This window comes from Rathayibacter sp. AY1B6 (assembly GCF_002932755.1).
Lineage (GTDB): Bacteria > Actinomycetota > Actinomycetes > Actinomycetales > Microbacteriaceae > Rathayibacter.
In genome coordinates, this window is sequence record NZ_PSWL01000018.1 from 47,689 (window position 1) to 62,467 (window position 14,779).

Consider the following 14,779-nt stretch of genomic DNA (forward strand, 5'->3'; position numbering starts at 1 on the left):
CACGCTCAGTCAAGACCCAGGGAGCCCTCGGTGTCGCGGGCTTGACGACAGGACGGGGCGGTCGGGTCGTCAACCCCCTGCGCCCCCTCACTCCCACCCGCTTGCATGGGGGCACCGACCGACGACACGAGAGGGAGAGTCATGACTCCGGAATCCCCTGAGCAGACACCGCCCGGCACCGAGGCCGAGCTGACGCCGAAGGCCGACCACGGCGAGACCAGCTACCGCGGCACCGGCCGCCTCAGCGGCAAGGTCGCCCTCATCACCGGCGGCGACAGCGGCATCGGCAAGGCCGTCGCGATCGCGTTCGCGCGCGAGGGCGCCGACGTCGCGATCTCGTACCTCGACGAGCACGACGACGCCGAGGACACCGCGAAGTGGGTCCGGGAGGCCGGCCGCGAGGCGCTGCTCCTCCCCGGCGACCTGCAGGACCCGGCGCACTGCCGCGCCGTCGTCACAGAGACCGTCGAGCGCTTCGGCCACCTCGAGGTGCTCGTCAGCAACGCCGCCTTCCAGATGAGCCGCGAGAGCGTCACCGACATCCCGGACGAGGAGTGGGACCGCACGATCGCGACGAACATCAGCGCCTACTTCCACCTCGTGAAGTCGGCGCTCCCCCACCTGGAGGAGGGAGCGTCGATCATCGCGACGAGCTCGGTGCAGTCCGACCAGCCGTCGTACCAGCTGCTGCCCTACGCCGCCACGAAGTCGGCGATCCTCAGCCTCACCGCCTCGTTCGCGCAGGCGCTCGGCGAGAAGGGCATCCGTGCGAACTCCGTCGCGCCCGGCCCGATCTGGACCCCGCTGATCCCCTCGACCATGCCGGAGGAGGCCGTCGCCGAGTTCGGCGAGCAGGTCCCGCTGGGCCGCCCCGGGCAGCCGGCCGAGGCGGCCCCCGCCTACGTCCTCCTCGCCTCCGACGAGGCGAGCTACATCAGCGGGTCGACGATCGCCGTCACCGGCGGGAAGCCGATCCTCTGATCACGCTCCAGGGCACCGCTCACCCGCAGGATTCCGCGATAGGTTCCTGCGGGTGAGCGTCCACATCCGCAGCATCGAGACGGCGGTGCCGACCACGGTCCTGCGCCAGTCCGAGGTGCGCGACCTCTTCGCGTCCCAGCCCGCGATGACCCGTCTGGGGTCCCGCCTGATCGGCGCGGCCTTCGACGCGTCCGGGATCGACACCCGCAGCACAGTGGTCGACGAGCTCGACCGCGTCGAGCGGGAGGGCGCGAGCGTCTTCTACGACGCCGAGAGCGGCCTGGTGCTCGACCCGGGGACGGCGGCCCGCAACGCCGTCTACACCGAGCGCGCTCCCGAGCTCTTCACGGAGGCCGCCCGCCGCGCCCTCGCGTCCGCGTCGATGACCGCCGAGGACGTCACGCACGTGGTGACCGTCTCCTGCACCGGCTTCTACGCTCCGGGGCCCGACTACCAGCTGGTCCGCCGCCTCGGCCTCGCGCCCTCGACGCAGCGCTTCCACCTCGGCTTCATGGGCTGCTACGGCGCCTTCCCCGGCCTGCGCGCCGCCCGCCAGTTCTGCGAGGCCGACCCGGAGGCGGTCGTCCTCGTCGTCGCGGTCGAGCTGTGCACCATCCACCTCACGAGCTCCAACGACCCGGAGCAGATCGTCGCGACCTCCGTCTTCGCCGACGGCGGAGCGGCGGCCGTCGTCACCGCCCGCGAGGCCGCGCCCGGCACCCCGGTGCTCGAGCTCGACGCGCTCGCCACGACGCTCACCGACGAGGGCGAGACCGAGATGGCGTGGACGATCGGCGACCACGGCTTCTCGATGCGGCTGAGCACCTACGTGCCCTCGATCATCGGAGCGAACATCGAGGCGGCCGTCGCCCCGCTGCTGGCCGGCGCAGAGGTCGAGCGGAGCGACGTGCAGCGCTGGGCGATCCACCCCGGCGGCCGCAGCATCCTCGACAAGGTGCAGGCCTCGCTCGCCCTCAGCGACGAGCAGCTGGCCCCGTCGCGCGAGGTGCTGCGGACCAACGGCAACATGTCGAGCGCGACCGTCCTCTTCATCCTGCGGCGCCTGCTCCACGGCGAGGCGGCCGACGGCGAGCGGATCGGCGCGATGGCGTTCGGTCCCGGCCTCACCGTCGAGCTCGCGCTGCTCACCAAGCGGGGCGGGGAGTGACTCCGCGAGCCCCTCTCGCGCCGGACCTTCGCCACCGCGAGGTCTCCGAGCAGGAGCTGATGGACGACCCGGACTGCGACCGGACCCTGCTCGACGCCACCTACGCCCGCTTCGGCACGGTGAACCGGCTGGTCTCGGGGTGGCGCGGCCTCTACCGCTCGCGCCTGCGCCCGCTGCTGCGGCCCGACGAGCCGTTCCGCCTGCTCGACATCGGCTCCGGAGGCGGCGACGTCGCCCGCTCCCTCGCCGGCTGGGCCCGCGAGGACGGTCTCCGCCTGGCGATCACCGCCGTCGATCCGGACGAGCGCGCCTCCGCCTTCGCCACGTCGACGCCCGCGCCGCCCGGAGTCGAGTTCCGCCGCGCGAGCAGCGCCGACCTGGTCGCCGAGGGCGAGCACTTCGACCTGGTGACCTCCAACCACGTGCTGCACCACCTGACGCCGGAGTCGCTCGCGGGTCTGCTCGCCGACAGCGAGCGCCTGGCTCCGCGCGCCCTCCACAACGACATCGAGCGCTCCCGGCTGGCCTACACGGCCTACCTGCTGGCGACGCGCCCGATCGCGGCGGGCTCGTTCCTCCACTACGACGGGTCGCTGTCGGTGCGGCGCAGCTTCACCGCCGCCGAGCTGCGGGCGGTGGCGCCCGAGGGGTGGCGGGTCGAGCGCGCGGCGCCCTACCGGCTGCTGCTCGCGCGGGGCGAGGTGTGAGGACGCGGCGGAGGGCGGGCGCTTCCGGTCCGCTCTGGCTGCGCGCCGCCGCGGTCGGCTACTCCGCCAACTGCGCCCTCGGCACCGCCGTCGCCACCGGCGCTCTGCGCACGGGCCGCTGGCACTGGATCCACCACGCGCTCTACATCTGCACGTCGACGCTCACCGCTCTGGCCTGGGCGACGCTGCGGCGGTCGGACCCCCGCGCCGCGGCCGCGCTGGCTCCCGCCGCCGTCCCGCTCGCGGCGATCCCCTTCGCGGGGACGCACGGACGCCGGCACCCAGCGATCGCGCTGGCGGTAGCTCCGTTCGTGCTCGTCGCGCTCGGCCGGACGCGGCGGCCGGCGCGGCGGCAGGACGTCCGCCGACTGCTCGGGTCCGGGTCGTTCGGGCGCTGACGGACTGCGGCCGCAGCGCAACGTCGGCTGACACCGGTCCCCCTCCTCCGTCGAGGAACGGACCCCCTTCTCAGCCGAGGTTGCGCCGGACCGCCTCCGCGCTGGCGCGGGGTGCCGGACCGGACCCGCCGCTAGCGCGGGGGCTCGACGTCGCGGTCGGGGTCGGAGCGGTAGGAGCGCAGCGCCTGCCAGCCGGCGATCGCGAGGATGAGCGCGCCGCAGAGCATCGTCAGCAGGTTCGGCACCGAGAAGCCGCTGCCCACGACCGAGTTGATGCCCGCACCGAGCACGAACACACCTCCGAGAAGGTAGAAGATGACCCTCGTCTTCACCGTTCCACCGCTTCCCTCGAGCCTGCACAGGACCCTCGATGGTAGCGCGCGCACCCCGGGCCGCCGCCGCACTCCCCTCTGCGCGATCGATCGGGGCAGGATCGAGGCATGGAGTTCCTCGATGTCGTCCGGCGCCGGAAGACCACCAACGGCGCGTTCCTGCCCGATCCCGTCTCCGAGGAGCACCAGCGGCTCCTGATGGAGGTGGCCGGCCGGGCGCCGTCGCAGCTCAACAGCCAGCCGTGGCGGTTCGTGCTCGTCGAGGAGCGCGAGACGATCGACCGGATCGCCGCGATCAGCGGCGAGAGCATGACCACCGCGATGTCGAACGGCACGTTCTTCGAGCGATACAAGCCCTACTTCCGCTTCAGCAGCGAGGAGATGGAGCAGCGGCGCGACGGGATGCTGTTCGACAAGCTGCCGGCTCCGCTCCGCCCCTTCACGAAGCAGGTCTTCACGAAGCGCGGCCAGTTCCTGATGAACTCCCTCCGCGTCCCGCAGACCCTCGGCGAGGAGAACCGCCGGCTCGTCGCGGGATCGCCGCTGCTGCTCGGGGTGATGCTCGACCGCTCCGAGTACCGGCCGGGCGAGCTCTCCTCCTTCTACTCAGTGTTCAGCATGGGCGCCGCGATGGAGAACGTCTGGCTGAGCACGGTCGAGCTGGGGATGGGGATCCAGTTCGTGTCGTTCCCGATGGAGGTGCCGGGAGCGTGGGCGCGGATCGAGTCCCTCCTCGCCGTGCCCGACGAGCTGGAGCTGATGGCGGTGTACCGGCTCGGCTACCTGCCTCCGGAGCAGCGGCGGCCGGCGATCGACTGGTCCTCGCACCAGCGGAAGCTCCCGTCGCAATACGTGTTCCGCGGCACCTGCGCGACCCCGCAGGAGGGGTGGGACGCGCCGACCGGGCCGTGACGAGGATCCGGAGCGACGCGGCCGGCAGCCGACACGAGGTGCCCGCGCCCGCTCCCGGGCCGGCCCCGCCCGACCGGAGATCCGCGACGGAGCATCGACTCCGCCGTCACGCGTCGGCTATCGTGGCGCCCAGCACGCCCGGCAGTGCTACGTCCCGTCCGCGGGACTGTCAATGGGGGTCCGGCGTGTCTCCCGCCCGATTCCCCGCACCGGGGTCCGAGCGGATACCGTCCCCCGAGGAGCCGTCCGCCAGGGCCGGCCCGATGAACGAAGGGGGCCCGTGGCCACGCTCATCTACGGACCGCAGAACCTCGAGATCGAATTCGAGGAGCGCGTCCTCGCGCACCTGAAGGTCGCCGTCCTCTCGAAGCTGCGCCGCAACGAAGCCTTCTCGCTCTCCTGGATGGAGGACGCCTCCACCGGACACGGCCGGAGCTCCGTCTGGCTGCACCCGTCGGTGCCGCTGCACTTCCGCTTCACCGAGGCGCACCAGCCCAAGCTCAACCGCGCGTGGATCGAGCAGATGCTCAGCGTCGCCAGCATGCACGGCGAGCTCTCGGTCCTGCCGGAGCCCGAGGAACAGCGCCAGGGCTCCTGAGCCCTGCTGCCCCCTGATCGCGCGGCCGTCAACCCCGTCCCCTCTGCGGGGGACGCGAAGTACCGTCGAGAAGACGTCCCCGGAACCATCGGCGGACGTCGACGGACGGAGACGACCATGACGGACACCGCGCGAGCGACCGGCCTGCCCACCCTCACCCCGGTGCGGACGCTCCGCAAGGAGCAGCCGATCGAGCCGCGCCGCGTGCCGGACTCCGTCTCCGTCGGCTCCCAGCCGGTCATCGGCTGCCGGATCGACGTGAGCGGCCGCTCCTTCGTCGTCGAGCTCGACATGGCCGGCATCTTCCTGCGCCAGGTGCGCCGGAGCCTGCGCGAGGGCGAGGGCGGCCTCGTGCTGCTGCGCCACGTCGACGGGATCGAGATGATCCCGTTCTCGCGCGCGACACCGTTCGACGTCTCGGACATCGTCTGCCCCGAGGGCGTCGAGCCCGCGGACGCCCGCTCGGCCCTGGGCCTCCGCGACCGCTGAGCCGCGACGGGCGGCGCTCCGACCCCGCGCCCGCCGCTGAGCGGGATCAGGCGGGGAGCGACGCCTCGATCAGACCGACGATCCGCGGGTCGTCGGGCTCGACCGTCGGGCGGAACCGGTGCACCGTGCCGTCGGCCGTGATCAGGAACTTCTCGAAGTTCCACTTCACGCGTCCGGCCTTGCCGTTCTCGTCCTCCGCCTTGGTGAGCTCCGCGTAGAGCGGGTGCGCCGAGCGGCCGTTGACGCGCACCTTCTCGAACATCGGGAAGGTGACCCCCCAGGTCGTCGAGCAGTACGCCTTGATCTTGTCCTCGTCGCTCAGCTCCTGGAGGAACTGGTTGCTCGGGAAGCCGAGGACCGTGAATCCGCGCTGCCCGTAGCTCTTCTGCAGGGCCTCGAGCTTCTCGTACTGCGGGGCGAGGCCGCAGCGGGAGGCGACGTTGACGATCAGCCGCACGGGCGGGTAGTCGGCGAGGGTCGACGTGGTGCCGTCGATCGTGGTGAGGGGGATGTCGGCGATCGTGTCGGGCACGGAGGGCTCCTTCGGACGTGGTCCGTCGACGCTACTCCCCGCCGCCGAGGGAACCCCGAGTCGTCGAGGGAGCCCGCTCCTGCGGGTTCCCTCGACGGTCCGGGGTTCCCTCGGCGAGCGCCTGCCTCCACCATGGAGGGATGGCCGCCTCGCAGCAGATCGTCTCGGTCGGCGGGCGGAGGCTCCGGCTGACGAACCTCGACAAGGTCGTCTACCCGGAGACCGGCTTCACCAAGGCCGACGTGCTCTCCTACTACGCCTCCGTCGCCTCCGCGATGCTGCCGCATCTCGCGCGCCGCCCGGTCACCCGGAAGCGCTGGGTCGACGGAGTGGGCACCGCCGAGCATCCGGGCGAGGTCTTCTTCGAGAAGAACCTCCCCTCCTCCGCCCCCTATTGGCTGAGCCGGACCCGGCTCGCGCACTCGTCGCGCGACGTCGAGTACCCGCTGGTCGACGACGTCGCCGGGCTCACCTGGCTGGCGCAGCAGGCGGCGCTCGAGCTGCACGTCCCGCAGTGGCGGGTGGGATCCGACGGCGAGCGCCGTCCGCCCGACCGCCTCGTGCTCGACCTCGACCCGGGCGAGGGGGCGGGCCTGGCCGAGTGCGCCGAGGTCGCGTTCCTCGCCCGCGACCTGCTGGAGGGGATGGGCCTGGCTCCGCTGCCGGTGACCAGCGGGAGCAAGGGGATCCACCTCTACTGCCCGCTGGACGCCTCCGCCTCCAGCGACCAGATCTCGGCGGTCGCGCACGAGCTGGCGCGCGCGCTCGAGTCGGACCACCGCGACCTCGTCGTCTCGGACATGAAGAAGACCCTGCGCGAGGGCAAGGTCCTCGTCGACTGGAGCCAGAACAGCGCGGCGAAGACGACCATCGCCCCCTACTCCCTCCGCGGGCGCCTCCGGCCCGCCGTCGCCGCGCCCCGCACCTGGGAGGAGCTGGGCGACGAGGGCCTGCGCCACCTGTCGCCCGACGAGGTGGTGGAGCGGCTGCGGAGCGACGGCGACCTCCTCCGCCCGCTGCTCGCCGCCCGCGGCGCCGGTCTCGAGCCGACCCCGGAGCGGATGGCGGGCTTCGCCGCGACGGACGCCTCCTCCGACCGCCTGGCGACCTATCGCAGCATGCGCGACGCGTCGAAGACCCCGGAGCCGGTGCCCGAGGCGGGGTCCGCGGGCTCCTCCTCGGGCGACTCCTTCGTCATCCAGGAGCACCACGCGCGGCGTCTGCACTACGACTTCCGGCTCGAGCACGACGGCGTCCTGGTCAGCTGGGCGGTGCCGAAGGGCCCGCCGCTGGAGGGCGACCCGAACCGGCTCGCGGTGCAGACCGAGGACCACCCGCTCGAGTACGCGACCTTCGAGGGCACGATCCCGGCCGGCGAGTACGGCGGCGGCGAGGTGCGCATCTGGGACGAGGGGACCTACGCCCTCGAGAAGTGGCGCGAGGGGAAGGAGGTGATCGCGGTACTGACCGGCCGCCCCGACGGCGGGCTCGGCGGCGAGCCCCGCCGCTACGCCCTGCTGCACACGGGAGCGCACGCAGGCGCCGAGAAGAACTGGCTCCTGCACCTCATGGCGCCGGGGCCCGCTCACAGCCACGGGACGCAGCGACGGGGCCGGGCGGCCGCATCCGCCGCGTCGCCCGCTCCCCGCCCCGCACCCTCCGCCGACCGCCCGGCCGAGGACTCCGCTCCGCGCCGCCACCGCCCCATGCTCGCCACGGCCGGACGCCGCGGGGAGGTGGACCCCTGGGCCGCGATCGAGATGAAGTGGGACGGCTACCGCGCGCTCGTGCGGGTGCAGGGCGGCACCGCGACCCTCACGAGCCGCAACGGCAACGACCTGACCGCCGCGTTCCCCGACCTGCTCGCCCCGCTCGCCGAGGCCGCCGCCGACGCCGTGCTCGACGGCGAGATCGTCGCTCTCGACGCTCGCGGGCGCCCCGACTTCGGTGCCCTGCAGACCCGCGGCGGGCTGACGAAGCCGCGCGAGATCGAGGTGGCCGCCCGGTCCACTCCGGTGCACCTGATGGTCTTCGACCTGCTCGAGCGCGCAGGCGAGGACCTGACCGGGAGCGATTACGACACCCGTCGTGCAGCACTGGTCGAGCTCGTCGCCGAGAACGAGCGCGTGCACGTCCCGTCCGTGTTCGACGGCGACCTGGAGGAGGCGATGGCCACCAGCCGCACCCTCGGGCTCGAGGGCGTGGTCGCCAAGCGCCGCGACTCGCGCTACCAGGAGGGCAGCCGCTCGCGCGACTGGATCAAGCTGACCCACCACCGGCTGCAGGAGGTCGTGATCGTGGGCTGGCGCGAGGGCGAGGGCGGTCTGCAGGGCTCGGTCGGGGCGCTGCTGACCGCGATCCCCGGCGAGGACGGGCTCGCCTACTCCGGCCGCGTCGGCACCGGCTTCAGTGATCGCGAGCGCCGCGGACTGGTCGTCCGCCTGGCCGAGCACGCCACCGACGAGCCCGCCGTCTCCGTCCCTCCGCTCGAGTCGCGCGGCGTGCACTGGGTGTCGCCCGTCCTGGTCGGCGAGGTCCGCTACCGCGAGCGGACCGCCTCCGGCACCCTGCGCCAGCCGGTCTGGCGCGGCTGGCGCGCCGACAAGGCCGCCGAGGACGTCCGCGTGGAGGAGCCGGGCAACTGACCCTCCCGCGTCCCGGCCGAGGTGCCCGGGAATGCGGCTGGCGCGGCCGATCCGCAGCGTTCTCGGGCACCTCAGTCCAGGCGCACCCCGCGCAGGAGGAGGAGGGTCGCGCCGACCGCGGCGCCGGTCCCGATGAGGACGCCGCCCGCTCCGGCCGCCGCCGCGAGGACGCCGAGGAGGCTGGGCAGGGCGATCAGCCCGAGGCGGTTCCCGGCCAGGCGCAGCGCGAGGGCGCGGCCGTGGCGGTCGGCGGGGGTGCGCTCGATCAGCCAGGACATCGTGATGGGCTGGCCGATCCCGAGGCCCAGGCCGAGGGCGGCGACCGCGACGAAGAGGAGCACGGTCGGCGCGGGCAGGGCCACCAGCACCAGGCAGAGCGCCGAGATCAGGATGCCGCCCACCATCACCCGGGTGCGCCCGAGCCGGGCGGTGGCCGCGCCGAGGAGGAGGCGCGAGGCCATCGACGCGAGCGCGCGCACGGTGAGCAGGGCCCCGACGACGCCCGCCGGGAGTCCGCGCTCGGCGCCGAGGGCGGGGAGGTACACGACGGTCAGGTCGACGGCGGCGACGACGGTCGCGCTGGTCAGCAGGGCGCGCGCGAGGCCCGGCACCCGGAGGAGCCCGAGCGTCGACCCCGGAGCCGTCTCCTCCTCCGCCGCGGGTCCGCGCGGGGACGGGCTGCGGATCCCCGCCGTCGAGACGAGCAGCAGCACCGCGAGGATCCCGCCCACGAGGAACAGCGGTGCTGGGTCGGGCCGCACCGAGCCGCCCGCGAGCACAGGGATGAACGCGGGCCCGATCGCCTGCCCGAGCGACGCGGCGAACGTGTAGTAGCCGAAGCGGCTGTCGAGCCGCGTGCCTCCGGTGCCGCCCGCGACGACGGTCTGCTGCCCGACCACGCAGCCCAGATGCCCCGCGCCGAGCAGGGCGATGCCGACCAGCAGCCCCGCGACGCTCCCGCCCGCCAGGAGCAGCACCGCGGCCGCTCCCACCGCGACGAGGGAGCCGACCGCCATCACGGCCCGGGCGCCGACCCGGTCGACCAGCCCGCCCGTCGGCAGCGCGATCAGCAGCGGCACCAGCGCGAAGGAGGCGCCGAGGGCACCGAGCGCCCAGGACGGCACGTCGAGGTGGATCGCCTGGTAGACGGCGGCGGGCCGCAGCAGGAACGCGACGGCCTGGATGAGCACGGCGTGCGCGAGCAGGGAGGGAGTCGCCAGGCGGTCCCGCACGCGCGCTCCTCCCCGTGGCGCCCGGCTGAGCACCCGCTCCTCCATCCTCCTCCCCTCCCGCCGTCGCCGAGTCGCCCGAGGGTCCGCTCGAGCCCGGCGGCGGGAGCACGAGGGCAGAACCCTCCCGGTCCGTCCTCGTGCGCGGGTCGTCCCCGCGCGCGGGCATGCTCCCCCTTTTGCGGACTGGTCAAGACCCATACTCGTATGGTCGAGTATCGAAAGCGCAGGAACGAGCGGATCGGGACTGCGCACCGGGGACACGCCGGGACCGACCGCGCTCACGCGTCGGCCGCGATCCCGGCGTGCCTCCTTTCCGAGACGCGGGCACCGCGTCCCGGCGGTACCCGGACCACGAGGAGGAGAGAACATGAACAGAGACCATCGAGAGACCGCCGCCCGCGGCGGACTCGCGGCGCTCCTGGCGTGCGCTCTGGTCGCTGCAAGCGTCGCCCCGGCGCACGCGGCGCCGTCGGCGCTCCCCGACGCCGCGGTCAGCGCTCACGACGGCGCGACCAGCACTGCAGAAGCCGCGGTCAGCGCTGTCGACGCCGCGACCACTCCGCCCACTGCCGGCACTCTCGGCGACGCAGCGACCGTCGACCTCCCGTCGACCAGCAGGGAGCCCCTCACCATCACGGCGGAGGACGCGCCCACACTGTCCATCCGGCTGCCCGCCGGAGACGGAGCCGTCGCGGGGTCGACCGAGCACCCTGGAGTCCGCGTCTACGACAACGGCGACGGCTCGACGACCGTGCCCGTGGTGGCAGGCAGCACCGTGCGCATCCACACCGTGCTGCGCGACCGGACCGCGCCCGAGGAGTACCCCTACGCGGTGAGCATCGGCACGGGATCGTCGCTGTCCCTGACCGACGACGGTGGAGCGGTCGTCCTCGATCCGGCGGGGCAACCGCACTACCGGTTCGCGCCGCCCTGGGCGGTCGACGCAACGGGAGCGGCAGTCCCCACCTCCTACTCGGTGAGCGGGACGACGCTCCTGCAGCACGTCGACCTCTCCTCGGCCGGCATCGTCTTCCCTGTCGTCGCCGACCCCCAGCCGGTCCTCTGGCCGGGAGGGACGGGCGTCCGCTTCGACCGCGCCGAGACGCGGGCGATCGCCGACTCCGGCGACGCGAGCAGCGCCGCCGCGACCCTCTGCGGCCTGATCGGCTCCGCTCCGGGAGCTGTCGCGTGCGGCCTCGGCGCCGCGCTGGTCCTGCGGACCAAGATCCAGCCCTTCAAGGACGCCGCGAGCAACGGCCGCTGCAGCCAGATCAACATCCCCTACGGAACCGGTCCGGCACTCTGGTTCACGTACGAAGTCGACTGCTGAGAGGAGCCGTCGTGACCGCCACCACGAAGGACCTGCTGACCGCGCTCGCCGTCGGCGCCTGCTTCCTCGTGATCGCCGTGCTGGTCGGGCTCCAGCTTCCGACGCTGGTGCTCTTCCCGGTCGCCGCGTTCCTTCTCTTCTGGGGAGCGCAGACCTGGCGTCGTCGCCACTGACCCGCCCGGGAAGGCTCGTCTCCCGCCTCGAGAACCAGCCTTCCCGGGCGTCTCAGCGGCGGACGTCTCCAGCCGAGTCGTCTCCGCGCGGGGTCGGCAGCGCGTGCGCGGGCAGGGTGCCCAGCCGGTGCCGGCCGCGGAGGAGGAACCAGGCCAGGCCGACGCCGACGACCGCGGCGATCACCACGACCGCGCTCCAGCGCAGCTCCGCCCCGTAGACCTCGACGCGCGGCCACGCGAGGTCCACCGTCATGGCCGCGCCCCAGAGCACCGCGACGACGTTCACCGGCAGGCCCGCACGGCCGAGTGAGAAGCGCCCGGGCGCGGCTGCGGGCCACCGGCCGCGGAGCCGCGCGATCAGCAGCGGCACCGTCACCAGCAGGTAGGCCAGGTAGATGAGGATGACCGCCACACTCGTCACGGCCGTGAAGATCGCCGGAGTGCCGATGTTGACCACCAGGATCAGCACCGCGAGCGCCCCGACGACGAGCGCCGGCGCCACCGGTGTCCCCCGCCGCGGGTCGACGCGGGCGAGCACGCGGCTGCCGGGCAGGGCGTTGTCGCGCGCCATCGCGAAGATCAGACGGATGCCCGCCGTGTGCACCGCCAGCGCGCACACCGTGATCGCGACGACCACGCAGAGCAGGAAGACCGTTCCGAGGGGGCCGCCGAGCACCTGCAGCACGATCCGCTGCAGCCCGCCCGACGCCTGCCCGAGCGCCGGGTCGGCGAGGTCGGGCGCCGAGAGGATCCCCAGCAGCAGGATGAGGCCCCCGAGGACGAAGGAGGCGGTCACCGCCCGCAGGATCGCCGTCGGCGCGGTCCGGCGCGGGTCGACCGTCTCCTCGCCGAGCGAGCCCGCGGTGTCGAATCCGTACATCACGTACGCCGACGCGATCGCGGCGATGAGGAACGCGCCGGCGTACCCGCCCGGGGTGCTCCCGCCGTAGCCGCTGGTGTCGAGCAGCACGGTCGGCGGATGCACCACGTTCACTGCGAGCACCGCCACCAGCAGCACCGCCGCGATCAGCTCGATCAGCACGCCGATGCTGTTGATCCGGGCCATCAGCCGCACGCCGCGCGCGTTGACCGCAGTGGTGAACGCGATCAGCAGGGCGCCCCAGATCACCGCGCTCACCCCCGAGGAGCCGCTGAGCTGGAACCCGCTCCAGATCTGCGGGAGCGTCGCCTGGTACGCCAGCACGACGGCCGCGAGCGTCACCACGGAGGCGGTGGCCATCAGCCAGCCCGCGAGCCAGCTCACCGCAGGCCCCGCCAGGCGCTTGCTCCAGTTGTAGACGGAGCCGGCGACCGGGTAGCGGGCGGCGAGCTCGGCGAAGCACAGAGCCACCATGAGCTGGCCGGCGAACACGATCGGCCAGGACCACCAGTAGGCGGGACCGCCGAGCGCGAAGCCGAAGGAGAAGAGCTGGAACGTGCCCGTCAGGATCGAGATGTAGCTCACGCCCGCGGCGAAACTGCCGAAGCGGCCGATCCCGCGGGTGAGGGAGGGGCGGTACCCGAACTCGGCGGTCCCGTCGTCGACGTCCTCGGTGGCGCTCATCGGGCTCCCCCTCGCGGGCGCGCTCGTCGCACCGAGGTCAGGATGCCAGCCGCCGCCCGGCCGCACGACTCCCCCGTCCCGGGCGTCACGCCCCGCGGGCGCTCCCGGTCGAGCGGACCGCGTCAGCCGTGCGCAGCGAGCCGGGTGCGCTGCGGCACCAGGAGCTCGAGCAGCTCCTCGACCCCGTCGACGCGCTGCGGCTCGACCGGGTGTCCGGTACCGCACGGCTTGTAGGCGGGCGGATCGACGTTGAGGACGTGCCCGACCGCTCGCCCCTTCTCCCAGACGGTGAGGAGGAACGCGCCGTCGCGCTCGTCGGGAGCGCCGATCTCGAAGACCCGCCCGCGCACGATCGCGCACTGCGGCTCTTTGCGCGCGAGGCGCACCCAGAAGGGATGGTCTCCGGTCATCGTGCCCGTCCTCCCCGGCCGACCCGCGGCCGTGCCCGTAGCGGTCGACCGGTGATCGTGTCGTCGGCGACCCGCAGGGCCACGGTACGTCCGCCTCCCCTCAGCCGATCAGGGGGTTCACTGCGGAGCCTCGCAGTGGTAGCGGGCGCCGGCCGCACCCGGGTCCGCGCCGCGGGGAACCCCTCAGTGCTCGTAGGAGTCCTCGTAGTCGGCGCCGGTGGTCAGCTCGCCGTCGCCGGGCTGCACGGGATGCTCGCCGGTGAGCGCGTCGATCCGCCGGCGCAGCCGCGCCACCTCCTCCGAGTTGTCGGGCTCGGGCAGGTCGCTCGGCGTGGTCTCGATGACGAGGGCGGCAGCGGCGTTGACGAGGAAGGTGGCGTCGACCGTCCCGCCGTCGGCGCCGATCCCCGTGTACTCGACGGTGTCGGCCGCGCCCTTCGCGGCGAGGGCGACGGCGTACTCGACGAGCGCATCGGCCGCCTCGTCCCCCACCAGGATCGTCTTGTCGGCGAAGAGGATGTGCTTCATGCCGTCCATGCTCGGCAGCGTCGGCCACGTGGAGGGAGGAGGTTGACAGAGCGGCGTGCTCGTCGGAAGACCTGGACAGATCGAGCAGAGAACGGCAGAGCGGGTTGTCGGATCCCTCCGGTCTGCGGGAGGGTGGAGGCAACGGCGGTGCCTGCGGCCGGAGATCAGGGGCTGGAGACGCCGATGGGGAAGCTGCACTACGACGGGACCGTCGAGATCGACTTCGAGGACCGCGTGCTCGCGCACCTGCAGATCGTCATCACCGCGAAGCTGCGCCGCAACGAGTCGTTCCTGCTCAGCTGGCGCGACGACCACAGCATGGGCGACGGCCGCAGCGCGATCTGGATCCACCCCTCCCACGCGCTCCGCTACAAGTACTTCGGCGGCCGGATGCCCCGCATCAACCCCGCCTGGATCTCCGCGCTCACCGACCTCGCGAACTCGGCGGGCGGGCTGTACGTCATCTCGGAGCCCGCCGAACCGGCGCGTCCCCCGGCGAAGGGCGACCAGCTGTGAAGCGCATCGACCTGATCTACGACGGCACCGCGTACACGGTCAACAACAGGAGCATCGAGGAGTTCCGCGCCGAGGTCGAGGCGGCACTCGCCTCCCCGACCCCGCAGTGGCTGACGGTCAACTACGGCGAGGGACGCGCGAACCCGGCGCTCCTGCTCATCACGCCGCACACCCCGCTGTCGATCATCACGAACGACTTCGACGATCTCAACGCCGAGCACGAGTAGCGGCGGTCCTCCGAGAGGTCAACCACGTCGTCCGGTC

The 14,779-nt window shown here is 73.2% G+C and carries 18 protein-coding genes; 12 read left to right on the forward strand and 6 right to left on the reverse strand.

Annotation, left to right across the window (positions count from 1 at the left end; genetic code table 11):
• Positions 1-141: 141 nt before the first annotated feature.
• Genes C5D08_RS11005 through C5D08_RS11020 form a run of 4 tightly spaced genes read left to right on the forward strand, consistent with a single transcriptional unit; the run spans position 142 to position 3,254 of the window.
• A complete protein-coding gene (locus C5D08_RS11005; RefSeq protein WP_104277065.1) occupies positions 142-981 on the forward strand; it encodes an SDR family oxidoreductase in 840 nt (279 codons plus the stop codon).
• A 52-nt stretch (positions 982-1,033) separates the two neighbouring features.
• Positions 1,034-2,149 (forward strand): type III polyketide synthase, encoded by a 1,116-nt coding sequence (locus tag C5D08_RS11010; protein WP_104277066.1) that lies wholly within the window; start codon positions 1,034-1,036, stop codon positions 2,147-2,149.
• Positions 2,146-2,856, forward strand: a complete 711-nt coding sequence (locus tag C5D08_RS11015) for a class I SAM-dependent methyltransferase (RefSeq protein ID WP_258067383.1) — start codon at positions 2,146-2,148, stop codon at positions 2,854-2,856. The genes C5D08_RS11010 and C5D08_RS11015 overlap by 4 nt, the downstream gene beginning before the upstream one ends.
• The gene (locus C5D08_RS11020) at positions 2,853-3,254 is read left to right on the forward strand and encodes a hypothetical protein (RefSeq protein WP_181110109.1); all 402 of its coding nucleotides are present in this window, start codon (positions 2,853-2,855) and stop codon (positions 3,252-3,254) included. The genes C5D08_RS11015 and C5D08_RS11020 overlap by 4 nt, the downstream gene beginning before the upstream one ends.
• Before the next feature lie 131 nt (positions 3,255-3,385).
• Here the strand turns inward: C5D08_RS11020 and C5D08_RS11025 are convergent, their stop codons facing one another.
• Positions 3,386-3,586, reverse strand: coding sequence for a hypothetical protein (locus C5D08_RS11025; protein WP_104223776.1), 201 nt, complete (start codon positions 3,584-3,586; stop codon positions 3,386-3,388).
• Between the two features lie 108 nt (positions 3,587-3,694).
• Here C5D08_RS11025 and C5D08_RS11030 point away from each other — a divergent pair, with 108 nt between their 5' ends.
• The 3 genes from C5D08_RS11030 to C5D08_RS11040 all read left to right on the forward strand — a co-directional run bounded on the left by C5D08_RS11030 (position 3,695) and on the right by C5D08_RS11040 (position 5,585).
• Entirely contained in the window at positions 3,695-4,498 is an 804-nt protein-coding gene (locus C5D08_RS11030; RefSeq protein ID WP_104277067.1) for a nitroreductase family protein, read from the forward strand.
• A gap of 280 nt (positions 4,499-4,778) precedes the next feature.
• Positions 4,779-5,096 (forward strand): hypothetical protein, encoded by a 318-nt coding sequence (locus tag C5D08_RS11035; RefSeq protein WP_244229547.1) that lies wholly within the window; start codon positions 4,779-4,781, stop codon positions 5,094-5,096.
• 117 nt (positions 5,097-5,213) lie between these two features.
• Positions 5,214-5,585 carry a hypothetical protein gene (locus C5D08_RS11040; protein WP_104223778.1) on the forward strand — a complete coding sequence of 124 codons (372 nt, stop codon included), beginning with the start codon at positions 5,214-5,216 and terminating at the stop codon, positions 5,583-5,585.
• 46 nt (positions 5,586-5,631) lie between these two features.
• On the opposite strand, the gene C5D08_RS11045 is transcribed toward C5D08_RS11040, so the two are convergent.
• Entirely contained in the window at positions 5,632-6,117 is a 486-nt protein-coding gene (locus tag C5D08_RS11045) for a glutathione peroxidase (RefSeq protein ID WP_258067384.1), read from the reverse strand.
• Positions 6,118-6,257: 140 nt separating this feature from the next.
• On the opposite strand from C5D08_RS11045, the gene C5D08_RS11050 reads away from it, so the two are divergent.
• Positions 6,258-8,762 (forward strand): ATP-dependent DNA ligase, encoded by a 2,505-nt coding sequence (locus tag C5D08_RS11050; protein ID WP_104277068.1) that lies wholly within the window; start codon positions 6,258-6,260, stop codon positions 8,760-8,762.
• A gap of 71 nt (positions 8,763-8,833) precedes the next feature.
• On the opposite strand, the gene C5D08_RS11055 is transcribed toward C5D08_RS11050, so the two are convergent.
• On the reverse strand, positions 8,834-9,994 hold the full coding sequence (locus C5D08_RS11055; protein WP_258067385.1) for an MFS transporter: 1,161 nt from the start codon (positions 9,992-9,994) through the stop codon (positions 8,834-8,836).
• A gap of 367 nt (positions 9,995-10,361) precedes the next feature.
• On the opposite strand from C5D08_RS11055, the gene C5D08_RS11060 reads away from it, so the two are divergent.
• Together C5D08_RS11060 and C5D08_RS17020 are read left to right on the forward strand one after the other, a co-directional pair.
• Complete coding sequence (locus C5D08_RS11060; protein WP_104277070.1) at positions 10,362-11,324, forward strand: hypothetical protein; 963 nt, start codon at positions 10,362-10,364, stop codon at positions 11,322-11,324.
• A gap of 11 nt (positions 11,325-11,335) precedes the next feature.
• Positions 11,336-11,497: a hypothetical protein gene (locus C5D08_RS17020; protein ID WP_159911972.1), complete on the forward strand. Its 162-nt coding sequence runs from the start codon at positions 11,336-11,338 to the stop codon at positions 11,495-11,497.
• 52 nt (positions 11,498-11,549) lie between these two features.
• Here the strand turns inward: C5D08_RS17020 and C5D08_RS11065 are convergent, their stop codons facing one another.
• From C5D08_RS11065 to C5D08_RS11075, 3 genes are all read right to left on the reverse strand, one after another.
• Positions 11,550-13,061, reverse strand: coding sequence for an APC family permease (locus C5D08_RS11065; protein WP_104277071.1), 1,512 nt, complete (start codon positions 13,059-13,061; stop codon positions 11,550-11,552).
• A gap of 122 nt (positions 13,062-13,183) precedes the next feature.
• The gene (locus C5D08_RS17025) at positions 13,184-13,471 is read right to left on the reverse strand and encodes a hypothetical protein (RefSeq protein ID WP_104277072.1); all 288 of its coding nucleotides are present in this window, start codon (positions 13,469-13,471) and stop codon (positions 13,184-13,186) included.
• Between the two features lie 183 nt (positions 13,472-13,654).
• Positions 13,655-13,999: a hypothetical protein gene (locus C5D08_RS11075; RefSeq protein WP_146086080.1), complete on the reverse strand. Its 345-nt coding sequence runs from the start codon at positions 13,997-13,999 to the stop codon at positions 13,655-13,657.
• A 183-nt stretch (positions 14,000-14,182) separates the two neighbouring features.
• Here C5D08_RS11075 and C5D08_RS11080 point away from each other — a divergent pair, with 183 nt between their 5' ends.
• Together C5D08_RS11080 and C5D08_RS11085 are read left to right on the forward strand one after the other, a co-directional pair.
• Entirely contained in the window at positions 14,183-14,515 is a 333-nt protein-coding gene (locus C5D08_RS11080; protein WP_104277074.1) for an ATP-dependent DNA ligase, read from the forward strand.
• Entirely contained in the window at positions 14,512-14,742 is a 231-nt protein-coding gene (locus C5D08_RS11085) for a hypothetical protein (protein WP_104277075.1), read from the forward strand. The genes C5D08_RS11080 and C5D08_RS11085 overlap by 4 nt, the downstream gene beginning before the upstream one ends.
• The last annotated feature ends 37 nt before the right edge of the window (positions 14,743-14,779 follow it).